The sequence below is a fragment of the Streptomyces sp. H39-C1 genome (genome assembly GCF_027158125.1).
GTDB classification, from domain to species: domain Bacteria; phylum Actinomycetota; class Actinomycetes; order Streptomycetales; family Streptomycetaceae; genus Actinacidiphila; species Actinacidiphila fildesensis.
Genome location: NZ_JAPVLS010000070.1, coordinates 1 through 25,018, shown reverse-complemented (window position 1 = coordinate 25,018; position 25,018 = coordinate 1). Strand labels below are relative to the sequence as shown.

Genomic DNA, 25,018 nt, shown 5'->3' with positions numbered 1-25,018 from the left:
CGGGTCCCTTCCAGGGTTCGGGCTACCCGATCGGAGCCGCATCCACCGGCGGCGCGGCGGCCAGCCGCCGCAGGGTCCGGCCGCAGTGTCGGGCGTAGAGGCGCTGGCAGAGCGGTACGAGCGGCCCGGCCAGGCGGGTGTACCAGCGGCCCGGGCGGCTGAACGCGGTGACGGTGAACCGTACGGAGTCGTCGGGCAGGAGCTCCACGACGAAGGACTCCTCACCGCACTCCGGATGCCCGGTCAGCGTTCCGTAGGCGAAGCCGATCCGCTGGGCCTCGTCAGCGGTCCACACCACGCGGCAGGGGGCGGCGATCCGGAACAGCCCGACGCCGATCGCGCATTCCACCGCGATCCCGGGCTCCGCGCGCGGCGCTCCGGCCCGGATCCGGACACCGGCCGCGCGGTGCATCTGCCAGGTGGTGACGGCGGCGCCCGCCCTCTCGAAGACCTCCCGGCCCCGTCCGATCACGACTTCGTGGTGCAGGTGGTGGTATCCGTCGGGCAGTTCCCCGTGCCGGGTGGCGCCGAACTCGGGATAGCTCGGGACCGGATCCCGGCGGGGACCGGCGTTCGCGACGGGCTTCCGCCCGGGGTTCGGCGTCATGCGGGGGTACCCGCCGTCAGGACGCCCTTCTCGGCACCGTCGCGGACCGGTTCCGGCCCTTCGTCCGGCTCCGGTCGTCCGCCAGGTTCCAGTCGTCCACCGGGTTCCAGCCGTCCATCGGGTTCCAGCCGTACGTCCGGCTGAGCGGCCGTCCGCTCGACCGGCCGTTCAACTCGCTGTTCATCCCGCCGTTCGTATGGCTGTTCATCCGACGGCCGCAGTCGGCGCCAGGCGAGCACCGAGCACAGCGCGAAGCCGAGGGCGTTGCCGAGGCCGTGGGTCGCCGCCATCCAGGCCGGCGTGGGGTGCGGAATGCCGGTGGCCTCCCCCAGGGCCCAGCTCAGGGCGAGCAGCATCGTCGCCAGGAGAACGGCCGCCGATGTGCCGAGCAGACCGCGGGTGAGCCCATCGGGGGCGCCGGTGCGGATCTCGCGCCAGGTGAGCAGGCCCACCAGCCACATTCCGGCGGTGAGGACGACGGCTCCGGCGAGCTCGGCCCAGTCGTCGATGAAGTAGCCGGCCAGGACGAGCAGCGTTCCCACCGGCACGCTCAACGCGGCGAGCCGGCCCGCGACCCGGCCTGGGGTGGCGCGGCAGACCAGCCCGGCCATGAGCGCGGCGGTGAAGCCGGCGAAGTGGAAGTGCGGCACCGTGAGCTCGAGGATCTTCAGATCGAAGCCGAGGAGCCGGTGGCCCGACCGCTCGGCGACCAGCGCCAGTCCCGCCACCGACGGGGTGACGAGCGCGGTCAGGACCGCGATCTCGCGGGGCGCGAGCGACCGGGTGCGGGCCAGCCGCAACGGAGCGGTGGCGGCGAGGACCACGGTGGCGGCGGCGTAGACGGCGGCGAGCCCGGTCGCCGGACCGCCGCGCGGCAGCCACAGCGCCACGCTCCCCGGCACGGCGCCGACCAGCCAGAACACACGGACCGCGGCGATACCCGGCCCGTGGATCAGCGTGAGTCCGCACGGGACCACGACGAGCATGCCCAGCATGACGATCAGGTTCACCAGAGCCGTCACGGCGCCCCACCCCTACGTTGAACGCGTTCAATTCTCCCGTACGACGCCGACTGTACGCCGAGAACTGAACGCGTTCAACATGAAATGGACGACGCAGCCGAACACCGCTCCGACGGCGTACCAGAACAGGTCGGGCGCGTTGAAGGTGGACCCGAGGACCAGGCGCGCGAGTGTGCTGCGCGCGGACAGTTCGCCGGGTACCGGGCTGAGCTGAGCGAACTCGACGGCCCAGCTGACGCCGAGGGCGACCGCGACCGCCACCAGGGGCTTCACCCGAGGCGCGGCGAGGACGACCAGCGCGTGGAGCAGCACGGTGTACAGCGCGTCCCCGGCGTACTTGCCGACCGCTTCCGTCGCACCTGTGGCGCCCGCCCTGACGCCCAGCGCCACCGCGACCGTCAGCACGGCGGCGCCGACGGCGAACAGCCGTGTCGACAATGGTCCGCCGCGCCTCAAGGAGTCGTTCATGCCGGAGACCCTATGCGGCGCGGAGGCGACGGGCGCCGGACGGCCGCCCCGCAGGCCGGCGCCCGGCCGGGGCGGCGCCGGACCGGATCCCCCAGGGTCGCCCCGAGTCGGAGTTGGCCAGTTGGGCGGCGATGAGTGACTTCGGGTGGTCCCGGCCGCGTTCGATGCTCTTCTTGACGGCAGTGGCGTCGAGCGGGGTGCCGTCGCTGAACGTCGTCCCCTTGCGCAGCGTGAAGGTGACCGAGGTGCCGTCGGCGTTGTACTCCCAGGACTCGGCGAGGGCGGGAACCGGGTCGCCCTTCTCGTTCTCCTTGGTGAGGCCCGCGTAGACGAGCGACAGGACGTGCACGTCCCAGCCCGCCGAGGACATCACCGGGTCCCATGAAGTGGGCAGCGCCCAGCCTCACTTGAGGGTTCCTCCGGTGCCGCCGGCGGTGGCCGGGGGGCGTCCGAGCCGCAGGCGGCCAGGGTGAGGACGGCGCCGGCGCCGAGGGCGAGCCCGAGGAACGAGCGTCTGCCGAGGCCCGCGGGGAGCGTGGCGGGTAGGTCGGCGTCCGCGGTGGTGGAGGGGGTGCGGAAGAACTGCATGGGCGTGCGCCACCCTTTTCGGCCGTGCGGAACATGCGCGGGCGGGGGCATGGGGGCAGCGCCGTACGGCGCCTCGTCGGGTACCGAGGGCGCGGAAGGATTCGGAGTGAGGGTGTGCGGAACGTGCGGGCGTGCGGTGTCGGCGGGGGAACGGCGCGCGGGTGCACGTGCAGCGGTACGGCGACGAGGAGGGGCCTGGAGCAGGCGGCAGCGGCACCGCCGTCAACAGGGGGAACGGGGACGCCACAGGACTCGCACGGACGGCCGTCCGGCGACCGGTAGGCGGCCGGCCCGCGGTCGGCTCCGAGCGCATCTGGATGGGCCAGACGCACGTCGCGCCGGCCACCGCGTCCTCCGACCACCATCACGGCGCGTCCGAGACCGCGATCCATGTCGTCAGCGGCCACCCCGAGTTCGTCTTCCTCGACGAGTCGAACGGTGTCAGGGAAGAGGTCAGGCTGCGCACCTCGCCCGGCGACTACATCTTCGTGCCGCCCTTCGTCCCGCACCGCGAGGAGAACCCGAGCGACGACGAGGAGGCCGTCGTCGTGATCGCGCGCAGCACCCAGGAGGCGGTCGTCGTCAACCTCCCGGGGCTGTACGTCCTGGGCGACCCCGGCACCGAAGCGCCTTGAGCCGCGGCGCACCCGGCCGCCGGATCAGACCGGGAGCATCTGCTGGGGCAGGAACTTCGCCTCGGTGAGGTACTTGCGGGCACCGAGGATCGCCGAGGACATCGGATCGGCCGCCGGGATGACGGGCATGCCGACCACTTCGGCGAGCAGTTCGCGCAGGCCGCCCATGAGCGAGCCGCCGCCGGTCAGCACCAGCCCCTGCCGGGCGATGTCGTCGGCGACGCTGGCCGGGCTCTGTTCGAGTACCGCGCCGACCGTCTCGGCGATCATCCGTACGTAGGGCGCGACGACCTCGGTCAGCTCGGCCATGGTCACCTGCACCGTACGGGGCCGGCCGGTGTCGCCGTCGAGGCCGGTCACCGACAGCGCGGCCGGGCCCCGTGCGCCGGGCGTACCGCTCAGGCCGGTCTTGATGTCCTGCGCCCGGCGGACGCCCAGTGCCAGCCCGTGCCGGCTCTCCAGGTGGGCGGCGATCACCTCGTCGAAGGTGTCCCCGGCCGCGGCGGTGGACGAGGACGCGACCATGCTGCCGAAGGCGAACCCGGCCACGTCGGTGGTGCCCGCTCCGACATCGACGACCATGCACCCGTCGCCGTCCCACACCGGCAGCCCGGCGCCGAGCGCGGCGGCCATCGGCTTGGGCAGCATCCGCACCTGGCGGGCGCCGGCCGCGTGCAGCGCGTCCTGCAGGGCCCGGCGCTCCACCGAAGTGGCCAGGACCGGGACGGTGACCATCACCCGGGGCGGCGCCCACGCCGTCCACTGCCGTCTGCGTCCCAGCACGTGCCACAGCAGCCGTGACGCCGCCTCGAACTCGGTGATCGCCCCGTGGCGCAGCGGGGAGGTGGCGACGATGCCGGGCGGGGTGCGGCCGAGCATCTTCCGGGCGTCCTCGCCGATCGCCAGCACCTTGTTGGTCCCGGTACGCACGGCCACCACCGAGGCGCCCTCGCTCACCGGGCCGTTCCGGCTGTGCACCCGGGTGGTCGCCGTTCCCAGGTCCACCACGAGGTCGAGGGCGCTGGACGCCCCGTGCGGGACGGGCGAGTCGGTCTGCTGCCGGCTGGTGAAGACGTTCAGCAGCTGAGGGAGCGTCATGGTGACTCCTCGGAGGGATACCTGGGCCGGGCCTGACCTGTCGTCATGAAGGCATGCCCGCCTTCACGCGCGCGGTGGTGCCCGCTGCGCGTTGTCCCTCGAAAGAGTGAATTCCCTCGCCCCGGCGGCCGACGGGTGTGCCGGGGCGGCCCGGCGCCGGGTACCGGCGGTCCCGCCGGCGTCAGATGCTGACGCCGTGTGCCCGCAGGTAGGTGAGGGGGTTGATGTCCGAGCCGTACTCGGGCCCGGTGCGGATCTCGAAGTGCAGATGCGGTCCGGTGGCGTTGCCGGTGGAGCCGGAACGCCCGATCTGCTGACCGCGGTTGACGGGCTGCCCGGACCGTACGGACAGTTGCGACAGATGCCCGTACTGGCTGTACCTGCCGTCGGTGTGGCGGATGACGACCTGGTAGCCGTACGCGCCGCCCCAGCCCGCGGAGACGACCGTCCCGTTGCCGACGGCCTTCACCGAGGTGCCCGTGGAGACCGGGAAGTCGACGCCGGTGTGGTACCCGCTCGACCAGCTGGCGCCGGACGCGTGGTACGGGGTGCTCGGGCTGACCCCGCTGACCGGTGCCATGAAGGTCGATCCGGACTGCGCCGGCTTCTGGGCCGGTTTCTGCGCCGCCTTGTGGGTCGCCGCCGGCTTGGCGGGGGCCTTGGCGGGCGCCGCCTTCTCGTGCTGCTGCGGCTTCACGGCGGGCGCCTGGGTCCTGGCCACGGGACGCTCGGTACCGGTGAGGCTGAGATGCTGGCCGGGGAAGATCAGGTCGGGATCGCCGCCGACGATCTGCCGGTTGGCCGAGTACAGCTGGGGCCAACCGCCCTTGGTGTGATGGTCCGCCGCGATACCGGACAGCGTGTCGCCGCTGACGACGACATACGCGTCGGCCGTGGTCCTGCCGGGTGTCGAGGGCGAGGAGGGCTTGGCGGCCGGTGCCGACTTGGCGGGCGCGGCCTTCGTGGAGACCTTCACCGGTGTCTTCACGGGAGTGGTCTTCTTCGGGTGCGCCGGGGCCTGTTGCGGAGCCGCGCTGTCGCGGGTGAGCCCGGCCCGGGGGCCGCACACCGGCCATGCTCCCGGTCCCTGGCCGCGCAGTACCTTCTCCGCGACGGCGATCTGCTCGGACTTCGACGCGAGGTCGGCGCGGGAGGCGTACGCGGTGCCGCCGTAGGCCTTCCAGGTGCTCGACGCGAACTGCAGCCCGCCGTAGTACCCGTTACCGGTGTTGATGTTCCAGTCCCCGGTGCTCTCGCACTGAGCGACCTTGTCCCAGGTGTTGAGCGGCGCTGCCGCCGCGCCGCTGACGCTGATCAGCGGCAGGGCGAGACCCGCTCCGCCGGCGGTGACGGTCAGGGAGGCCTGCGAGACCCGGCTGGGCCGGTAGCGGCGGTGACGACCACGTAAGGGCATAGACCTCGTCCTCTTCCACGACCGGGGGCCGGACTGGCGCCCCACAGGGTAGACGCAACGATTTGGCCACCACAAGGGGCGCACGTGGAGCGGCTGTTGGGGCGGGCCGCACCCGATGGCTTCCGGTGCGGCCCGCCCCGCCGGCGATCAGTTGGCGATGTTGTAGCTGTCGCCGTAGACCTTCCAGCTCAGCGGCGGGTTGAGGTCGAAGTTGCCCTTCTGGAGGAAGACGCGCTGCTCGGTGTCGACACGGCTGGTGTCGCTGTGCGCCTCCTCGGTCTTCATCGCGGCCTTGCGGGCGTCGAGGAAGGCATTGAGGTACGTTGTCTCGTTTCCGCCCTGGGCGGGGGTCTTGGCCTTCTTCATGGCGGTCTTGCGGATTCCGCCGAAGCTGGTGCTGTCGGTGCCCGGTCCGTGCATCACGATCGCGTCGTAGTAGGCGAACTGGCCGAGCGCGCGCAGGCCGTCGGACTTGGCCTGGTTGACAGCCGGGTTGAAGTAGACCCGGTCGCGCTCGTCGTTCTGCGCGGTCTGGAACGCGGCGTCCTTGGCGGCGGTCTTCCAGGCGCTCTCGAACGCGGAGCCGAGGCCCGAGTGCGATTCGGTGCCGTTGACCTTGCGCAGCGCGGGGAGGTACTTGGCAAGGGCGTTGCCGGGCTTGCGGTCCGTGTACAGCTGGACGAGGTCCAGCATGTCACCGGTGCCCGAACAGAAGCCGATGATGCCGGCGGTGTAGCCGCGGCCGTCACCGATGTCCTCGATGTACTTGTACTGCGACTTCCAGTCCAGCGAGGAGTTCTCTGCGCTGGAGACCAGCTGCATCGCGATGTCCTTCTTGTGGGCGTCGTCGAGACCGACGCCCGCCGCAGCCTTGACACCGGCGCTGTGCGCGGCCACCGGCGTCGCGGCGTTGCCGTTGGCCGCGATCACCAGGGGGGTGGCGCCTGCTGCCAGCAGTCCGGTAGCTATGAGAAGGGTCAGGCGCTTACGGGATCGTCCTGCGCGGTGGTCGTTCACGTGCTCTCCGCTTCCGGCCGGGGGGCGGCCACTTCGGGGCTCAGGAGGTTGCCCACGCCTTAGTTAGGAAACTTTCCTAACCGGGCGGGTGTATTCAAGCACCGCAACGAAGGAACGCCAAGAGGCAGTTCAATGATCAGTTCCGGATCCGTTCGGGTTCGGCCCGAAATCGGCTCCGGATCGGCCCCGAATACGATCGGGGCCGACTCCGGTTCAGCCCCGGCGCAGTTCCTCGAACCAGCTCAGGATCTGCGGGTAGGCCACGAACGGCGACGACATGTGCCCCGCCTCGCCCGCGTGGAGGAGGGGCGCGTGCACCCCGTTCGCCCGCAGTTGCGCCTGGCAGTGCTCGCTGTTGGCGATCGCCACGTCCCGGTCGGTTTCGGTGGCGAAGATCCGTACCGGCACCCGCGGCGTCCAGTCCGAGCAGGTGGAGTCCCCGACGCGCAGCGCCTCGGCGAACGCGCCCGTGGGGTGCTGCAGTGTGTCGATGAAGGCCGGGGTGAACAGCTTGCGCGGGTCGCCCGGCAGCGCGCCGAGGATCTCCTCGTCATTGTGGCTGCCGTCGAAGAGCTGCTCCACGGTCCGGTCGTAAGGCGGCAGGAACGCCTCGGAGGTCGAACCGTAGAGCGGGTACAGGCGGTTCCAGGACGTCGTGAAGTAGCCGAGGTAGTAGGCGGCGATGGCCGGGTCGAGCCGGCCGTCGAACGCGGCCGGAAGCTCCGCGCCGCGCGCGTCGAACGGGCCGCTGACCGGCGCGAGCGCCTGCAGCCTGAAGTACGGGTCGGCTCCGCCCTGCAGCGCCCGGCCGAGCCCCATCGAGGCCACCCCGCCCTGGGAGAATCCGGTGACCAGCACCTGCCGCTGCAGCGTCCGGCCGTGGCCGGCCGCGAACGTACGGGCCGCGCGCAGCATGTCCAGCGAGGCGCTGGTCTCCGTGCCGATGTCCATGTACGGGTGATGTCCGGGGCCGGTGCCCAGCCCGAGGTAGTCGGGGGCCACGGCGGCGAACCCGGCGCCCGCGAACATCACCGCGACCGCGCGGTCCGCGGTGTCCGGGTCCGTGGAGGCCACGCCCTTCTTCTCGGCGCGCGTGCCGTGCTCATAGGAGACGGTCCGCAGCTCGCGGGGCCCGCCGACCGGCAGGGAGACCAGGCCGCTGGCGGTGGTCGGCCGGCCGTCGGTGCCGATCGTGCGGTACGTGATGCGGTACGAGGCGGTCGCGTACCGCGCGCCGGGCACGTCGAATCCCTGGCTCTCGACGTAGGCGTCCGTCTTCGTACGGTTCAGCAGGGCGACGGGCACGGCGGAGAGCAACGTGCCGCGGCCGTCCGCGTGGTGAGCGGCCGATCCCGCGGCGGCGGGGCGGCCGTCGGCCGCGAGTGCGGCGGCCGGCACACCGGCGACGAGGGCGAGGACGAGCGCGGTGGCCGCGGCCCGGGCGATGTGGGTGCTGCGGGCGGTACGAGCGGATCGGGACATGGGCTTCCCCTGCGGTGAAGGTGCGGTGAGCACTGGGTTTCTGCTCCCCTCAGCCTTCCGTCCCGCGCTACGCCGCTCCATGGCCCCACACACCCGACGGGGGTGGGGCCGGCAACACCCCTGCTCCGGGGGGAATCCGGCGTGCCGGTTACCTGACCGCCACGCTCTGCCGCGCCGGAAGGATCCGCCCTTCCATCATCGCGCCCATTCCCCGCGCCACACACCCGTCCGGATGCTCCGCGATCTGCACCCGTAGCCCGGTGGCGGACCGGAGCAGGGAGTCCAGGCCCGGCATCCGGGAGATGGAGCCGCCGAGCGTGAGTCCGCTGTCCGCGATGTCGACCACCAGGTCCGGCGGGCAGCGCCGCAGGACCATGCTGACCCCGTCGAGGATCGGCCGCAGCGGGCCACGCATCGCGTCCCGCGCCGCGTGGGCGTCGGCCGTCACCGAGCGGGCCAGGCCGCTGACGATGTCCCGGCCGTTCAGCTCGACGTCCGCCTCGGCCGCGGGCGCGGTCCCGCCGATCGCCTCGCGCAGCGACTTCACGGTCTGGAAGGACGGCGCCAGTTCGTGGTGGCCGCGGAAGTACTCCACGACGGCCCGGTCGATGGTGTCGCTTCCCACCGGCACGGTCTCGGCGGCCACCACCGTGCCCATCGAGAGCACCGCCACCTGCGTACTGTCGGCGTTCGCCAGCACGATCATGGCCGCTTCCGGGTACTCCACGGGCAGTCCGCAGCCGACGGCCGCCGCGAGCAGCGAGTCCACCAGCTCGACACGGCGCAGTCCGAGGCCCGCCAGCGTCTCGAGCGCGGTGCGCCGCGCGACCGGCGGGGCGTCGTACGGAAGGCTCAGGGCTGCCCTGAGCACCGGGGTGCGCAGCCTGGCCCGGCGCAGTCTGGACCCCGCCACATGCCGGAGCAGACGCCGCGCCATCTCGACGTCGACCACCATTCCGCCCGCCACCGGCTTGATGACGAGGAGGTGCTCCGGCGCGCGGCCGGTCAGCTGTTCCGCGGTGGTGCCGATCGCGACCACCTCGCCGCGCTCGGTGTCGAACGCGACGACGCTGGGCTCGTCGGCGATCAGGCCGTGGCCCCTGAGGTAGACCCGGGTCCTGTCGGCTCCCAGGTCCACGGCGACGGTGCACCGTCGCAAGCGCTCCAGAACCGGTGCCAGGGTCATCACGCGCTCCCGACCCCGGGGAGTTCCCCGGAAGATATGGACGTGGCCGGCCCGTACGACCGGGTGGTCATGCGAGTTCCTGGCTCGCCGCCCGCACAGCGCTCTCCGGCCGGACCTCCGCCACCTCTTCTTCGACGGCGGGTTCGGTGGCCTCGGCAGATTCGATCATCATGCCCAGACCCAGCACGGTGGAGAGCGCGGGGTCCTTCGTGATGTGCACCGGCATGCCGGTCGCGGTCCCCAGCATGGTGTCGAGACCGGGCAGGACGGCGCTGCCGCCGGTGAGGATGATGCCGCGGTCGGCGATGTCGACCACCAGGTCCGGCGGGCAGCGCCGCAGCACCCGGCCGATACCGCTCACCAGCGCGGACAGCGGATCGCGCATCGCCTCCCGCACCCCGCCGGTCTCCAGGTTCAGGGAGCGGGCGAGTCCGCTGGACACGTCCTTGCCGTGCACCTCGGTGTTCGACTGCGGCTCCGCCACCGCCTCGGACAGCACCTGGTGCAGCGGCAGCAGCCCTTGGTGCGGGAGTATCAGATCGTGGTGGATCCGCAGGTGTTCGAGCACCGCGTCGTCCATGGCGTTCCCCCCGACCGGGAGGACCTCGCCCGCGATGATCCCGCCGAAGGAGAGCACCGCGACCTGGGTCTCGGACGCACCGCAGATCACGATCATGCTGCCTTCGGGCTGTCCGACCGGGATCGCGGAACCCACCGCGGCGGCGAGCGGGGCGTGGACCAGTTCCACCTGCCGGGCGCCCAGGTCCGTCAGCGTCTCGGACAGGATCCGGCGTGCCTGCGGTCCTGCGCCGTACGGGACGGCCGCCGCTATCCGCGGTTTGGACTGACGGAGCCAGGCCCTGCGCGCCTTGTCGCCGAGGAGGTGGCGCAGCATCAGGATGCCCATGTCCACATCGACGACGGTTCCGCCGGAGAACGGACGGACCACGCGCACGTATTCGGCGGTACGGCCGGCCATGCGCTCGGCCAGGCCGCCTATCGCGACAAGGCGCCCGTTACGGATGTCGACGGCCACCAGGCTCGGTTCGTCGACGATCAGTCCGGCGCGCTTGGCATAGACGCGGGTCCGTGCAGCCCCCAGATCGATCGCCAAGGTACAGCGGCGCAGATCGTGCAAGCTGTCGGTCACGGTGGTGCCTCTCGAACGGTGGATCCGGCCGCTCGTGCGGCGGCCTTCCCTTCACCATGAGGGCGGCCCCCGGTGATCGCCCGCTGGAATGCGCCGACTGGGGACACGTCAGGTCGGGGCGTGTCAGGACCGTTCGTCGCGAGCGGACGGCGGCCGGAGGCGCGTCCGGCTGTCCGCACCGGGCAAGCACGCCGACGCCGTCCCCGACGACTCGCCCCGCGCAGACGCCGCGCGTTTCACACGTTCGAGTGAAGACCCCGTACGGAGGATTGCCGCCCGCGGCGACCGGCGAGCGGATGGCTCCCGGTCCGTCAGGTCCGCAGGTAGGAGGCGCCGTTGACGTCCAGGACGGTCCCGGAGGCCCACAGGGCGGCGGGCGACGCGAGCCACAGGGCGGCGGCCGCGATCTCGGCGGGCGCGGCGACCCGGCCGAACGGGCTCTGCGCGCGGATCGCCTCGCCGCCGGCGCCGGCCAGCCGGTGGGCGACCCGGTCGGTCTCGATGAAGCCGGGCGCGACGGACGCCACCGCGATGCCGTGCGGTGCCAGTGCGACGGCCAGGGACTGGCCCAGTGCGTGGACCGCCGCCTTCGTCGCGCCGTAGGCGGGATGGTCCGGCTCACCGCGGAAGGCACCGCGCGAGCCGATGTTGACGATGCGGCCGCCGGTGCCCGCGGCGATCATCCGGTTCGCGGCGAGATGACTGAGGTTGGCCGTGCCGAGCAGGTTGACGGCGACATGCCGCTGCCAGGTGTCGGTCCACTCCTCGTAGCCGGTGGTCGCGGGCGGGTGCGGGGTGTTGACGGCCGCGTTGTTCACCAGGACGTCGATGCCGCCGAGAGCGTCGGCCGCATCGGCCGCCAGCCGGGCCGTGGCCGCCGGGTCCGCGAGATCGGCGCCCAGCAGGACATGGCCGGTGCCCGGCAGCTCCGCCAGGGTCTCCTCGGCCTCCTCACGGCGCGAGCCGTAGTGCACTGCCACCCGGTCGCCGTTGGCCGCGAATGCCTGGGCAAGCGCCCTGCCCAGGCCGCGCGAGGCACCGCTGACCAGTACTCGGCGGCCGGTGGCGGGGAACGGTGGGACATCGGTGGCATCGGGTACCGGGCCGGGCTGGTGCATCGCGCGCTGCTTCCTGGAGGGGTGATCGAACCCCCCAGCGTAGGAGAGCCTCGGCGCCCTACCGGCCCGGCCCCGTATCTGTCGCCCCGGTGGTCAGCCGGCGTTGGCGGCGTGGGTCAGGGTCTCCCAGGCCACGAAGAGGTTGTTCGAGCCCGCGGGACGCTGCTGCTCGGTGAGCCGCTGGGTGTTGGCCATCGCGATGCCGAGCCGGTTGTGCAGCGCGTTGAAGCCGACCTCGGTGACCGGGCCGAGGCCCAGGTTGAGGTGTCCGCCGCACAGCGAGGACGGTACGGCCGCGCCGAGCTGGTACTTGGCCTGGAAGCCCAGCGCCTGGCGCAGTCGCTCACCGACCTCGGGATAGAGGTCCTGGCCCTGGATGCGGGTGGTCTCCGCGATGTGCGAGATCGCCGAGATGCCGTAACCGGTGTGGGTGAAGTCGCGGCAGGTCTCCTGGGTCAGGCCCGCGGTGAACGTGCGCTGGCCCTGCCAGTAGCTGATGATCTCCGCGCTGGTGTCGATGCTGCCGCCGGGCGGTGCCTTGGGGAGGGCGCCGTCGGAGGGCAGGTAGATGTAGGCGGGCACCCGGCCGCGGAACTTGGCTATGGCCTTGTCGTAGCTGGCGCGGTCCTCCAGGAAGACCGAGATGCCGACGGCCGCCTCCATCATGCTCAGTTCCCAGTTCCCGTTGCTCTGGGAGCCGTTGATGACCTTCGGAAGGTAGACGTTGCGCAGCATGGTCGCGAAGCGGGTGACACCGGCCGAGGACCAGCCGGCCCCGGTGTAGCGGATGATCTCGGCGGCGCGGGGCCAGGTCGAGCCGGCCCAGCCGGTCTGCAGCGGTGCGTTGCTGTTGGTGTGGTTGGTGATGACCGCGGACCAGGCGTCCATGAGCTGGACGGCCTTGTCGGCGTAGCGGTGGTCCTGGCCGATGTACCAGGCCAGCGCGTCGGTGTACGCGGCGATGGCGTCCTCGCGCTCATCCGTACAGCCGTAGTTGGGGTTGGAGTACGAGCCGCATTCGACGACGGAGCGCGGCTTCGGGGTGCGCGACAGGGATGCGTACGGGCTCGCGAGCATCTTGTCGTAGGCGGCCTTCCAGGGCTGGGCACCCGCCCGGACCTGGGCACGGACGAAGTCGAGCTGACCGCGGCTCACCAGCACACCGGGATGGGCGAACGTGGCGGGGGCGCCGGCGACCGCAGGGCTCTTCGGTGCGGCGGCGACGGTTCGGCTCTGCGGTGCGGCGGATGCCGTCCTGGCGGCGAGGGCAGGGCCCGCGACCAGGCCTGCCGAGAGCAGGCCCGCGACGGCGGCGAAGGCGATGACCAGGGTTCTCCGCCTGCGTGGGGGGCGCGGAGTGGTTCCGGTGCGCATGGGGGGTGCCTTCCGGTGGGGGGTGGCGTCAACTCCCCGAGATTCACACCTGTGAACTATGTGCATTGGTATGAACCATCGTGGTGAGAGGCGAAGTTAGAAGAAACCCGTGAACACGTCAAGGATTCGCGTCGACCCGGCCTTCGATTGGCCGGGTTTCGGGCGAAGGATTCCCTTTGACCCGCGGAACGGCGTTCAGAAGATGGAATCGGGGCTCCCGAGGCCCGCCCGGCACCCCGCGAGTGGTGCTCTGCGAGTCGCGCTCCGCCCGTAAGCCTGTTCCCCTGGTAGGACGGATCCGCCCGCTCCCGCGGCGGGCATGTGGAGAGGGCGAGCATGCACACCAGTGAACTGACCCCCGCGATCCTCGAAGGTCTGCGCCGGCCGCGGCCCTATCCGGCGGTCTCGCTGCTGATGCCCACCCACCGGCACCGGCCGGACAACGCCCAGGACCCCATCCGGCTGCGCAACCTGCTCGAGGAAGCGCGCAAGCGCCTCACGGACGACCCGCAGGTCTCGCGCGCGGACCGGCTCGACCTGGAGGGGCAGCTGGACCTGGTGGCTCAGGACGTCGACTTCCTGCACGCGGAGGACGGGCTGCTGGTCCTGCTCGCCCCCGGGGAACGGCACATCTGGCAACTGTCCTCCCCCGTGGAGATCCAGGAACGCCTCGTCTTCGCCAACACCTTCCTCACCCGCAACCTCGTCGCCGCGCGGCTGTACGCCCGCCCGTACTGGGTGCTCGTGGTGTCCGAGGAGGCGACGCTGCTCTGGGAGGGATCCGGCGAACGGCTGGTGCCCGTCGAGCGCCACGGCTTCCCGCTGAAGCCCGGGATCCCGGACCCGGAGGACGCCGTCCCCGGGCCGAACATCGGCTCCGTCCCCGGCCACCAGCGCGAAGAGCGGATGCGCCAGTACCTGCGGTCCGTCGACGCCGCCCTGGACAAGGCACTGAACCAGGAGCGCCGGCCGGTCTTCCTGGTCGGTACGGCCAGCACCGTCACCCTCCTGGCGGAGCTGTCCCAGCACCCGCAGGATCTGGTGGGCCGCCTCGACCGCGCCGGGCTCGACAAGGCGCCCGCGCACGAGCTCTCGGAACGGCTGCGGCCGGTGTTCGAGGAGTACACGGCCAAGCGGAACGCCGATGGGCTGGAGGAGCTCGACTCCGCGCGCGGCCGGCGCCGCTTCGCCGGCGGCCTCGACGAGGCCTGGCGGGCGGTCACCGAGGGCCGCGGATCGCTGCTGCTGGTCGAGGAGCACTTCCAGGCCGCGGCCCGCATCCAGGACGGCCACCTGGTGCCGGTCGAGGGCGGCACGGCGGCCGACGGCGTCGAGGAGGACGTCGTCGACCAGCTCATCGAGGCCGCCCTGGACAAGGAGACCGAGGTCCGCTTCGTCCCGGACGACTCGCTCAGCGACGACGGCCGGGTCGCCCTCGTCCTGCGCTACTGACCGTCCGGTGCCCGCACGGGTGACCGCGCGGCACTGGTGGGCCGATCGCCCGCCCGCCGCCGGAGGGGCCGCGATGGCGACCGCGATCATCTCGGTCGGCCTGCGGCTGACCGGGTACGACGCGGCCTCCGCGGTCTTCCTCGTGGTGGCGGTCGCGGCGTGGCTGCTGCTCGCGGTGCTCTTCGCCGACCGGCTGCTGCTGGACCGCGGCACCTGGAAGGCACAGGCCGGGACCCCGGCCGCGCTCACCTCGATCGCCGCGACGACTGTGCTGGGCACCCGGCTGTCGCTCCAGGGCCGCCAGGGCGTGGCGGCGGCCCTGCTGATCGTGGCCGCCGGGCTGTGGCCGGTGCTGCTGCCGTCCGTCGTCCGGCACTGGAAGCCCGGGTTGCCGGGGGCGGGCTTCCTCGTCTGCGTCGCCACCGAGGGCCTGGCCGTACTGGCCGGGAGCCTCGCTCTCGCCGAGCGGCAGACCTGGCTGATGTGGGCGGCGCTGGTGTGTTTCGTGCTGGGCCTGCTGCTCTACGCCGCCGTGCTGCCGCGCTTCGACGTCCGCCAGCTGCGGACCGGCAGCGGCGATCAGTGGGTGGCCGGCGGCGCGCTCGCCGGCTCCGAACTCGTCACCGCGGCGGCCGTGAACGGACCCCTGCGCTGGGCCCCTTCGGCGCACGGAACACTGCGCGTGGTCACCCTCGTGCTGCTGGTGCTGGACCTGTGCTGGTTCGCCGTGCTGCTGGTGTGCGAGGTGCGGTGGCCGCGCCCGCACTACGACGTCCGCCGCTGGTCGACGGTCTTCCCGTTCGGGATGACGGCGGTGGCCTGCCTCGCCGTCGCCGCGGCGGCGGACGTCCCGGCGGCGGAGACCGCCGGGCGCGCGCTGCTGTGGCCGACCCTCGCGCTGTGGGTCCTCGCCCTCGCGGGTGCGGTCCGCTCGGCGCGGGCCGGCCAGGGGCCGCCTCCCTAGAACTCCGGGTCGGGCTCCCCCGCCGGATCCTCTGCGTCCTCCGGCTCCGGCAGGTCGCCGAACCCCTCCGGCTCGTCCGCCGCTTCCGGCTCGCGCTCGGTGCCGGAGAGCGTGTCCAGGATCTGCTGCCCGTACTTCGCCAGCTTGTTCTCGCCGACGCCGCTGATCGTGCCGAGCGCCGCCAGGTCCGCGGGAGCGGCCGTGGCGATCTCGCGCAGGGTCGCGTCGTGGAAGATCACATACGCGGGGACGCCCTGCTCCTTCGCGCTGGCGGCACGCCAGGCGCGCAGCTTCTCGAACACCGGCAACAGTGCCTCGGGCAGGTCGACGGGAGCGGCCCGGCGGGACTTGGCCGACTTCTCCGCACGGGCGGCCTTCTCCGGCTCGCGCCGCAGCAGCACCTCGCGCTTGCGGCCCAGCACCTCGGCGCTCGCGTCGGTGAGCACCAGCGTGCCGTAGTCGCCCTCGACGGCGAGCAGCCCCTGGGCCAGTAGCTGGCGGACGACACCGCGCCAGCCGGACACCCCGAGCTCGGTGCCGATGCCGAACACCGACAGTGTGTCGTGGTCGAACTGGATGACCTTGGCCGTCTTCTTGCCGAGCAGGATGTCGATGATCTGGCCGGCGCCGAACTTCTGGTGGCGCTCGCGCTCCAGCCGCAGCACGGTCGAGAGCAGCTTCTGCGCGGGGATGGTGCCGTCCCACGACTCCGGCGGGGTCAGACAGGTGTCGCAGTTCCCGCACGCGGTGCTCTGCTGGCCGAAGTAGGCCAGCAGCCGCACCCGGCGGCACTCCACGGTCTCGCACAGCGCCAGCATGGCTTCGAGGTGCGTGCCCAGCCGACGGCGGTGGGCCTCGTCGCCCTCGGACGTCTCGATCATCTTGCGCTGCTGCACGACGTCCTGGAGGCCGTACGCGAGCCAGGCCGTGGACGGCAGGCCGTCACGCCCGGCCCTGCCGGTCTCCTGGTAGTAGCCCTCGACGGACTTGGGCAGGTCCAGGTGGGCGACGAAGCGCACGTCCGGTTTGTCGATGCCCATGCCGAACGCGATGGTCGCGACGACCACCACCCCGTCCTCGCGCAGGAACCGCGACTGGTTCGCCGCCCGGACCCGCGAGTCGAGACCGGCGTGGTACGGCACCGCGTCGATGCCCTTGCCCACCAGGAACTCGGCGGTCTTCTCCACCGAGGCACGCGAGAGGCAGTAGACGACGCCCGCGTCACCGGGGTGCTCGGTGCGCAGCAGTTCCAGCAGCTGCTTCTTCGGGTCGTCCTTCGGGGCGATCCGGTACTGGATGTTCGGGCGGTCGAAGCTCGCCACGAAGTGCCGGGCGTCCTTGAGGTTCAGCCGGGACGCGATCTCGCCGTGGGTGGCCTCGGTGGCCGTCGCGGTCAGCGCGATGCGGGGCACCTTGGGCCAGCGCTCGTGCAGCGCCGACAGCATGAGGTAGTCGGGCCGGAAGTCGTGGCCCCACTGGGCGACGCAGTGCGCCTCGTCGATCGCGAACAGCGAGATCGTGCCGCGGTCCAGCAGCCGCAGCGTCGCCTCGGAGCGCAGCCGCTCGGGCGCCAGGTAGAGCAGGTCCAGCTCGCCGGAGAGGAAGGCCGCCTCGACCGACCGGCGCTCGTCCATGTCCTGCGTGGAGTTCAGGAATCCGGCCCGCACACCGAGCGCGGTGAGCGCGTCGACCTGGTCCTGCATAAGGGCGATCAGCGGCGAGATGACCACACCGACGCCGTCCCTGACCAGGGCGGGGATCTGGTAGCAGAGCGATTTGCCGCCGCCGGTCGGCATGAGGACGAGGGCGTCACCGCCCGCGACCACATGATCGATGATCTCCTGTTGCGCCCCTCTGAACGACCCGTAGCCGAACACACGGTGCAGGACGCGCAGCGCGTCGCTCGTCTCGGACGTCTCGTCGAGGGCAGCAGCAGTCATCCGGGCAGTCTACGAGGAGCACGGTGCCCGCCATGACACGATTCCCCGTCCCGGCCGGGTCCGGCCGGGACGGGGACCGTTCGGTGTCAGCGCAGCCGCGCCGCCGCCGGGAGCCCGTCGAACGCCGGGCGCGGGACGGCCGGCGCGCGCAGCCCGCGGGCCTGCGGGGTCACCGCCGCGGTGGAGGTGCGCAGAGCGCCGTAGCCGCCGACGAGCGGCAGGTTCACACCCGAACGGGCCAGGTCGACGGTGATCTTCGGGGTGGTGTCGGCGGGCAGGATCAGCCCGCCGTCGGTACCCGCGACGATGACGGCGAGGCGGTGGCCGGCCGGGATCACATGGTCGGTGGCGGCCAGCTTCAGAGTGATCGTGTACGGCTTGCCCGGGGTCAGCGGCACTCCGTGGTCGAGGGACGCGTAGTGGCCGAGGTCGGCCCAGCCCCGGCTGAACACGGTGTGGTCGACGGTGGTGGTGTCCGCCGCCGTGTCGAGGAAGCACGAGCTGTCACCGGCCGTGCTGTCACCGAAGCAGGAACGGGTGGCCAGGGTCTTGATGCCCTCGCCCGCCCCCAGATAGTTCCGGATGGTCGCCGGGCCGAGGTCGACCAGCACCGCCGACAGGTGCGCGCTGGTGGTGGAGGACGTCGCGGTGACGGTGACCGTGCCGTTGCCGGACAGCCGCAGGTCCTTGGTGAGGACCCCGGTGGTGAACGCCGTCCTGGCGGGGTTGGCGGCGTCGGGCTGGGCGGCCCAGTCCTCCTCCCACAGCGCCGGGTCGTCGGTGAACGACGCGGTGCTGCCGTGGGCGGCGGGCTTCGTGCCGAGGGTGCCGACGCCGGGCGTGGTGCCGGCGCGCAGGTTCAGCCGGGTGCCGGTGGTCGCGGCCGGCGGCCAGACACGGTCGGTGGTCCAGTGGTCGGGGGTGCGCTCGATGTCGGCCATCGGCTCGCGCTCGATGCCGTTGCGCACGCCCAGCAGGTAGTGGTCGAACCAGCGCTGCAGGGTCGGCACCCAGGTGGTGCGGCGGGTGTCGAACGGGTCGACGTGTCCGGTCTGCGACAGCCAGACCTTGCGCTCGACGCCGTTGGCGGCGATGGCGTCCCACCACTGACCGAAGTTCTTCGTGCGGACGTTGAGGTCCTGCATGCCCTGGACGGCGAAGACGCTGGCGCGCACGTTGTCCGCGTCCTTGACGTAGTCGCGCTCGGTCCAGAACGGGGTCCAGTCACCGGTGCGCGGCGAACCGGCGATGATCTTCTGCTGCTGGGCGGCGCAGTGGGCCTGGGCGTCCGGGCTCTCGACGGCGTCCGACAGCCACTCGGGGCCGTCCTGGAGCGGCGCGCCCTGGTGGAAGTAGTAGTCGTACCAGGAGCTGATCGCGCTGATCGGCACGATGGTCCTCAGACCGGCGACCCCCGTGGCGGCGACGCCGTTGGCGATGGTGCCGTCCCAGCTCTTGCCGATCATCCCGACGGCGCCGGTGGTCCAGCTCGCCTTGACGGACTGGCCGCCGGCACGGGCGCTGTAGCCCTTGGCGCGGCCGTTCAGCCAGTCGACGACGGCCTTGGCGGACTGGATGTCGGACCGGCCGCCGACGTCGACACAGCCGTCGGAGCGGTTGGTGCCCGCCAGGTCGACCAGGACGGCGGCGTAGCCGCGCGGTACGAAGTAGTTGTCGTAGAAGAGCGGCGCCTGGACGATGTGGCCGTTGGCGTCGTACGTCTTCAGCTGACCCTCGTTGCCGCGTCCGCAGCAGGAGTAGTAGGGGCTGGCATCCATGATCACCGGGATCTTCCGGCCGGCCTTGGCGGGTTCACTGGGCCGGACGATGTCGACGGCGACGCGGTCGGCCTTGCCGTCCGCGTCGCCGTCGAGTCCGGTGTCCACCCATACCGATTCGCGGATGGCGTCGGCATAGGAGTAGTCGGGTTGGCTCAGTCCTTGCCGTACCGTCCCCGCGTCCCGGGTGTTCGCGTGTGCGGCGGTCGGTGCGGTGAGTACGGCGGCCAGGGCGGCGAGTACTGCCACCACGGCGGATATCCAATGGGTGCGGGTTCCCCGCGCATGTATGAGCACGGGCGGACCGTAGCGGTTGTACCCGCCATGACAGAAGGGGGATACGAGACAACTTCTGGTTCAGCCGGGGCGGTTGTGCCCGGCCCGGTCGTGCGGCACCGGACAGCCGCCCGGCCCGAAGGTGCCCAGTTCCGCGATGTCGAAGCCGTTCCGGTATCCCTTGATCTCCGGGTTCTGGCGGGCGTAGTGCGGAGTGCGGCGCGGCGGCAGCAGCCGGACCGCGCGGGCCCGCAGCCGCAGCGCTCCGCGCACCGCGGCCCGGCCCGCCGGGGACGGCGCCGGGTAGCGGAAGGCGCGCAGCAGCGAGTCGTCGAGCAGCGCGCGGGCACCGGCACGGGCCAGCGGGGCGAGCGGGGCCGGGTACCAGGACGCCATCAGGTCCAGGGTCGCGTCGGAAACCTTGCGGCCGCCCTCGTCCCAGCCGAAGTGCGCCACCTCGTAGGCGTCGAGGAGCGACTCGAACTCCTCGAAGGTCCGCGGGAGTTCCGTGATGCCCAGGTGTGCGCCGAGGGTGCGGTAGTACGCGGCCGTGGCGCGCAGCTCGTGCGGCGACAGCCGCCGCCAGCCGTACACGTCGAGCCAGCGCTTCGGCATGACGACGAACGTGCACAGCACGTACCGCAGATCGTCGTTGCTGATGTCGTAGCGCCCGTGCATTTGGTTGATGCGGCGGATCGCGGTGCGGCCGCTCCCGCTCGCGAAGCCGTGCTCGACGACGGCGTCGAGCAGCAGCGCGGTGTCGTCGTAGCGCTTCTGCGAACGGTCCGTCAGCTCCGCGGTCTCCGCGAGCAGCCGCCCGATGCTGGGGACGGCGTAGGTGCGGTAGAGGGCGAGCTCAAGGGCCCGTGCGAAGTCCCAGGGGAATTCGAGGGTCGCGCTGATCCGGTAGATCCGCAGGAAGTCCCGCTCAGGATCGAGCCGGCGGATCTCGCGTAAGTGGTCGTAGCGTCCCACGGCATACCCCCTGGTTCCCGGCACCGGCGGTAACCCACTCTACGGCCGGCGCGCCCGCGCCGGCCGTAGAAAGTGACGACGGGTCAGCGGCCGCCCTTTCCCTGGTCCAGGCCCGCGCGGCGCAGCGCGTCGGCCATGGCGCCGCCGGGCGCCGGAGCCGCGGAACCGCCGCCGCGCCGGTCACCGCGGTCGTCGCGGGCGCCCCGGCCGCCGCCCTGGCCGCCCCGGGCCTGGCCTCCCCGGGCCTGACGGGGCGGGCCGCCCCGGCGCTCGCCGCCACCGCCGCCGCCGCCCTGACGCTGGTCGTCCCGCGGACCGCGCGGCGTGGCCTCGTCCTCCAGCCGCAGCGTCAGCGAGATGCGCTTGCGGGGGATGTCGACCTCGAGGACCTTCACCCGCACGATGTCACCGGGCTTGACGACCTCGCGCGGGTCCGAGACGAACTTCTGGGACATCGCCGAGACGTGCACCAGGCCGTCCTGGTGAACGCCGACGTCGACGAAGGCACCGAAGGCGGCGACGTTGGTGACCACGCCCTCCAGCAGCATGCCGGGCTGCAGGTCCTTCATCTCCTCGACGCCGTCCTTGAAGGTGGCGGTCTTGAAGGCGGGTCGCGGGTCGCGGCCGGGCTTCTCCAGCTCGGCGAGGATGTCGGTGACGGTCGGCAGCCCGAAGGAGTCGTCGACGAAGTCCTGCGGCTTCAGGGCCCGGAGCACGGTGCCGTTGCCGATCAGCGACGGGATGTCCGTCTTGGCCGTGGCGCTGATCCTGCGCACCACCGGGTACGCCTCGGGGTGCACGCTGGAGGAGTCCAACGGGTCGTCGCCGCCGGGGATCCGCAGGAAGCCCGCGCACTGCTCGTACGCCTTCGGGCCGAGCCGGGCGACGTCCTTGAGCGCCTTGCGGGACCGGAAGGGCCCGTTGGCGTCACGGTGGGCGACGATGTTGCCCGCCAGGCCCTCGGTGATGCCCGAGACCCGGCGCAGCAGCGGCGCGGAGGCGGTGTTGACGTCGACGCCGACACCGTTCACACAGTCCTCGACGACCGCGTCCAGCGAGCGCGACAGCTTCAGCTCGGACAGGTCGTGCTGGTACTGGCCGACACCGATCGACTTGGGATCGATCTTGACGAGTTCGGCCAGCGGGTCCTGCAGGCGCCGGGCGATGGAGACTGCGCCGCGGATGGAGACGTCCAGCTCCGGGAGTTCCGCGGAGGCGTAGGCGGACGCGGAGTAGACCGAGGCGCCGGCCTCGGAGACCACGGCCTTGGTCAGCTTCAGGTCCGGGTGCAGCCGGATCAGGTCGGCGGCGAGCTTGTCGGTCTCGCGTGACGCCGTGCCGTTGCCGATCGCGATCAGGTCCACGGAGTGCTCGCGGGCGAGCTGGGCGAGGGTGGCGACCGACTCGTCCCACTTGTTGCGCGGCACATGCGGGTAGATCGTCTCGAAGGCGGTGACCTTGCCGGTGGCGTCGACGACGGCGACCTTCACACCGGTGCGGAACCCGGGGTCGAGGCCCATGGTGGCGCGGGTGCCGGCAGGTGCGGCGAGCAGCAGGTCGCGCAGGTTGGAGGCGAAGACCCGGACCGCCTCGTCCTCGGCGCCCTGGCGCAGCTGTCCGCGCAGGTCGATGCCGAGCCGGACCAGGAAGCGGGTGCGCCAGGCCCAGCGCACGGTGTCCGCCAGCCAGCGGTCGGCCGGCCGTCCCCGGTCGGCGATGCCGAAGTGGTGCGAGATGCTGCGCTCGTAGCTGCTGGGGCCCTCGCTGGGCTCCTCGGGCTCCAGGGTGAGGTCGAGGACGTCCTCCTTCTCGCCTCGCAGCATGGCCAGCACGCGGTGCGAGGGGAGCTTGGCGAACGGCTCGGTGAAGTCGAAGTAGTCGGAGAACTTGGCGCCGGCCTCCTCCCGTCCCTCGCGCACCTTCGCCACTAGGCGGCCCCTGGACCACATCCGGGTGCGCAGTTCGCCGACCAGGTCGGCGTCCTCGGAGAACCGCTCGGTGAGGATGGAGCGGGCCCCTTCCAGCGCGGCGGCCGCGTCCTCGACGCCCTTTTCCGCGTCGGCGTAACCGGCGGCCACCGTCTGCGGGTCGAGCCCCGGGTCGGCCAGCAGCGCGTCCGCCAGCGGCTCCAGACCGGCCTCACGGGCGATCTGCGCCTTGGTGCGCCGCTTGGACTTGAAGGGCAGGTAGATGTCCTCCAGCCGCGCCTTGGAGTCGGCGGCCAGGATCTGCGCCTTCAGCGCGTCGTCCAGCTTGCCCTGCGACTCCACGGACTCCAGGATCGCGGCCCGCCGCTCGTCCAGCTCCCGCAGGTAGCGCAGCCGCTCCTCCAGGGTGCGCAGCTGCGCGTCGTCGAGGGTGCCGGTGGCTTCCTTGCGGTAGCGGGCGATGAACGGCACGGTGGCGCCGCCGTCGAGCAGATCGACGGCCGCCTGCACCTGTGCCTGCCGTACCCCGAGTTCCTCGGCGATCCTGCGCTCGACCGACGGCCCGACCGACCCTGCAACAGACATCGTCACGATGCTGAACCTGCTCTCTCCGCTGGACTTCTGCGTGCATTATGCCCGCGCGGGCCGGGACGGCGCGGACGGCCCGCAGCCGTACCGCGCCCCCGGCGGAGTCAGACCAGCGTCTTCTCGAACCAGTGGTCGGCGTACTGGCTGTCGTTGTAGGCGGGGATCTCGCGGTATCCGTGCTTGGCGTACAGCGCGCGGGCCTCCACCAGGTCCTTGCGGGTGTCGAGCCGCAGCACGGCCACGCCCAGGATGTCGCGCGCGGCGAGTTCCGCGGCGGCGATCAGCCGGCTCGCGACGCCCTGGCCCCGGGCTTCGGAGCGAACGAACATCCGGGTCAGTTCACCGGTGTCCCGGTCCAGCACCCGCACGCCCAGGCATCCCATCGGCACGCCGTCACGGCGTACGACCAGAAAGTGACCGGTGGGAACGACCAAGTCGTCGCTGAGCTCGTCCAGCAGGACCTGGTCCACCTCCGCGTCGGTCGCCGGCCGGTCGTAGTACCGGGCGACCAGTTCGACGTAGTACTGCCGCAGCAGCGCGGATGCCTCGGGATGCCCCGGCGCCAGGGGGACGGTCTCCCACCGGGCAGCGTGGTCTGTTGTTGCCGTCACGCAGCCCATACTTGCAGGACCGTGCGGGGGTTAGCCCCCGAATATCCGGGGGCTTGGCACCCCAGCGGTTGGGGTGATGCCGTCATGGCTGCTCCGGGCCGCTGATCCGTAGGTTCGACATACGGATTCCGCACGCCAGCATCGAGGAGCACCCATGCCCCCCGTCAGCATTCTCGCAGCCCCTGTCACCGACGCCGCCGACGGCGCCGACTGTCCGGCGGGCAGCGACTTCGCCCCCTTGCTGCGGGTCGTCAAGGAGCACGGGCTCTTCAAACGCAGGCCCGGGTACTACGCCGCCGCGATCGCCCTGAACCTGGTCGCGCTGGGCGCGATATGGAGCGGGGTGCTGCTGCTCGGCGGCTCCTGGCTGGTGCTGCTCCTCGCCCTGCCGGCCGCGGTCTTCGGTGCCCGTACGGCCTTCTTCGGCCATGACGCCGGACATCAGCAGATCGCCCGCAGCCGGGACCGCAACCGGCTCATCGGCCTGGTGCACGCGAATCTGCTGCTCGGTATGAGCTACGGCTGGTGGAACGACAAGCACAACCGGCACCACGCCAACCCCAACCACATCGAGAAGGACCCGGACGTCGAGGTGGGCGCACTGGTCTGGACGCGGGCCCAGGCCGTCGAACGGCAGGGCTTCGCACGCTTCCTCACCCGGCACCAGGCACGGCTGTTCTTCCCGATGCTGCTGCTGGAGGGCATCGCGCTGAAGGTGTCCAGCTTCCAGAGCCTCAAGAGCCGCCCCGCACGCGAGCGCGGCGTCGAGGGCGCCCTGCTGTCCACCCATCTCCTCGGCTACATCTCCCTGTTGCTGATCGCGATGCCGGTCGGCCAGGCCATCGCCTTCGCGCTGCTGCACCACGCGCTGTTCGGTCTGCACCTGGGCTCCGCCTTCGCCCCGAACCACAAGGGCATGGAGATGCCGGAGCCGGGGTCGCGCTGGGGCCATCTGCGCCGTCAGGTCCTCACCTCGCGCAACGTACGCGGCGGGCTGGTCACCGACTGGTTCCTCGGCGGGCTCAACTACCAGATAGAGCACCACCTCTTCCCGAACATGCCCCGCCCGCATCTGCGCCTCACCCAGCCGCTGGTCCGCGAGCACTGCGACCGGCTGGACGTCCGCTACACCGAGACCGGGCTGCTCGACTCGTACGCCCAGGCGCTCAGCCACATGCACGAGGTCGGCGCCCCGCTGCGCGAAGCGGCCCCCACCTCTTAGAGTGCGGTACGTGACCTGATGTCCGGTTGATGCTTGGGGTTGGGTGAGGAGTCCTGGTCGGCGGGGCGGACTGGTACTCAGGTGCGGGGCTGAGCGAACAGGCCGGGTTCGGGTTCGGTGAGAAT

Annotated in this window: 20 protein-coding genes and 1 pseudogene; 4 read left to right on the top strand and 17 right to left on the bottom strand. The window is 71.9% G+C overall.

Features of this window, described 5'->3' with window-relative positions; genetic code table 11:
* Positions 1-22 precede the first annotated feature (22 nt).
* From O3W51_RS34695 to O3W51_RS34680, 4 genes and pseudogenes are all read right to left on the bottom strand, one after another.
* Complete coding sequence (locus tag O3W51_RS34695) at positions 23-607, bottom strand: DUF1990 family protein (protein ID WP_269288294.1); 585 nt, start codon at positions 605-607, stop codon at positions 23-25.
* 215 nt (positions 608-822) lie between these two features.
* Positions 823-1,629: pseudogene (locus O3W51_RS34690) on the bottom strand (YndJ family protein); the annotation flags it as partial.
* A gap of 27 nt (positions 1,630-1,656) precedes the next feature.
* A complete protein-coding gene (locus tag O3W51_RS34685) occupies positions 1,657-2,097 on the bottom strand; it encodes a ribosomal maturation YjgA family protein (RefSeq protein ID WP_138355226.1) in 441 nt (146 codons plus the stop codon).
* 10 nt (positions 2,098-2,107) lie between these two features.
* Positions 2,108-2,467 (bottom strand): ABC transporter substrate-binding protein, encoded by a 360-nt coding sequence (locus tag O3W51_RS34680; RefSeq protein ID WP_232485097.1) that lies wholly within the window; start codon positions 2,465-2,467, stop codon positions 2,108-2,110.
* Between the two features lie 379 nt (positions 2,468-2,846).
* Between O3W51_RS34680 and O3W51_RS34675 the strand changes: the two genes are divergently transcribed.
* Positions 2,847-3,320, top strand: a complete 474-nt coding sequence (locus O3W51_RS34675; RefSeq protein WP_187145142.1) for a cupin domain-containing protein — start codon at positions 2,847-2,849, stop codon at positions 3,318-3,320.
* Positions 3,321-3,344: 24 nt separating this feature from the next.
* Here the strand turns inward: O3W51_RS34675 and O3W51_RS34670 are convergent, their stop codons facing one another.
* The 8 genes from O3W51_RS34670 to O3W51_RS34635 all read right to left on the bottom strand — a co-directional run bounded on the left by O3W51_RS34670 (position 3,345) and on the right by O3W51_RS34635 (position 13,159).
* Positions 3,345-4,418, bottom strand: a complete 1,074-nt coding sequence (locus tag O3W51_RS34670; RefSeq protein WP_138355225.1) for a rod shape-determining protein — start codon at positions 4,416-4,418, stop codon at positions 3,345-3,347.
* Between the two features lie 181 nt (positions 4,419-4,599).
* Positions 4,600-5,832, bottom strand: coding sequence for a transglycosylase family protein (locus O3W51_RS34665; protein WP_138355224.1), 1,233 nt, complete (start codon positions 5,830-5,832; stop codon positions 4,600-4,602).
* Between the two features lie 147 nt (positions 5,833-5,979).
* Entirely contained in the window at positions 5,980-6,849 is an 870-nt protein-coding gene (locus O3W51_RS34660; RefSeq protein ID WP_138355223.1) for a chitosanase, read from the bottom strand.
* A 213-nt stretch (positions 6,850-7,062) separates the two neighbouring features.
* Positions 7,063-8,331 (bottom strand): lipase family protein, encoded by a 1,269-nt coding sequence (locus O3W51_RS34655; protein ID WP_232485096.1) that lies wholly within the window; start codon positions 8,329-8,331, stop codon positions 7,063-7,065.
* A 148-nt stretch (positions 8,332-8,479) separates the two neighbouring features.
* Positions 8,480-9,517, bottom strand: coding sequence for a rod shape-determining protein (locus O3W51_RS34650; RefSeq protein WP_138355221.1), 1,038 nt, complete (start codon positions 9,515-9,517; stop codon positions 8,480-8,482).
* Positions 9,518-9,584: 67 nt separating this feature from the next.
* The gene (locus O3W51_RS34645) at positions 9,585-10,667 is read right to left on the bottom strand and encodes a rod shape-determining protein (protein WP_138355220.1); all 1,083 of its coding nucleotides are present in this window, start codon (positions 10,665-10,667) and stop codon (positions 9,585-9,587) included.
* A gap of 311 nt (positions 10,668-10,978) precedes the next feature.
* Positions 10,979-11,785 (bottom strand): SDR family NAD(P)-dependent oxidoreductase, encoded by an 807-nt coding sequence (locus O3W51_RS34640; RefSeq protein WP_138355219.1) that lies wholly within the window; start codon positions 11,783-11,785, stop codon positions 10,979-10,981.
* 93 nt (positions 11,786-11,878) lie between these two features.
* The gene (locus O3W51_RS34635) at positions 11,879-13,159 is read right to left on the bottom strand and encodes an alginate lyase family protein (protein WP_138355218.1); all 1,281 of its coding nucleotides are present in this window, start codon (positions 13,157-13,159) and stop codon (positions 11,879-11,881) included.
* A 336-nt stretch (positions 13,160-13,495) separates the two neighbouring features.
* Between O3W51_RS34635 and O3W51_RS34630 the strand changes: the two genes are divergently transcribed.
* Together O3W51_RS34630 and O3W51_RS34625 are read left to right on the top strand one after the other, a co-directional pair.
* Entirely contained in the window at positions 13,496-14,611 is a 1,116-nt protein-coding gene (locus tag O3W51_RS34630) for a baeRF3 domain-containing protein (protein ID WP_138355217.1), read from the top strand.
* A 73-nt stretch (positions 14,612-14,684) separates the two neighbouring features.
* Positions 14,685-15,575 carry a hypothetical protein gene (locus O3W51_RS34625; protein ID WP_443048373.1) on the top strand — a complete coding sequence of 297 codons (891 nt, stop codon included), beginning with the start codon at positions 14,685-14,687 and terminating at the stop codon, positions 15,573-15,575.
* On the opposite strand, the gene recQ is transcribed toward O3W51_RS34625, so the two are convergent.
* From recQ to O3W51_RS34600, 5 genes are all read right to left on the bottom strand, one after another.
* Positions 15,572-17,515 (bottom strand): DNA helicase RecQ, encoded by a 1,944-nt coding sequence (gene recQ, locus O3W51_RS34620; protein WP_138355215.1) that lies wholly within the window; start codon positions 17,513-17,515, stop codon positions 15,572-15,574. The genes O3W51_RS34625 and recQ overlap by 4 nt on opposite strands.
* Positions 17,516-17,601: 86 nt before the next feature.
* Positions 17,602-19,590, bottom strand: a complete 1,989-nt coding sequence (locus O3W51_RS34615; RefSeq protein ID WP_269288288.1) for a Xaa-Pro dipeptidyl-peptidase — start codon at positions 19,588-19,590, stop codon at positions 17,602-17,604.
* Positions 19,591-19,650: 60 nt separating this feature from the next.
* Positions 19,651-20,544, bottom strand: a complete 894-nt coding sequence (locus O3W51_RS34610) for an oxygenase MpaB family protein (RefSeq protein ID WP_138355214.1) — start codon at positions 20,542-20,544, stop codon at positions 19,651-19,653.
* 83 nt (positions 20,545-20,627) lie between these two features.
* On the bottom strand, positions 20,628-23,057 hold the full coding sequence (locus O3W51_RS34605) for a Tex family protein (RefSeq protein ID WP_269288287.1): 2,430 nt from the start codon (positions 23,055-23,057) through the stop codon (positions 20,628-20,630).
* Positions 23,058-23,164: 107 nt separating this feature from the next.
* Entirely contained in the window at positions 23,165-23,680 is a 516-nt protein-coding gene (locus O3W51_RS34600) for a GNAT family N-acetyltransferase (RefSeq protein ID WP_138355213.1), read from the bottom strand.
* A 145-nt stretch (positions 23,681-23,825) separates the two neighbouring features.
* Here O3W51_RS34600 and O3W51_RS34595 point away from each other — a divergent pair, with 145 nt between their 5' ends.
* Positions 23,826-24,893, top strand: a complete 1,068-nt coding sequence (locus O3W51_RS34595) for a fatty acid desaturase family protein (RefSeq protein WP_138355212.1) — start codon at positions 23,826-23,828, stop codon at positions 24,891-24,893.
* Positions 24,894-25,018: the final 125 nt, after the last annotated feature.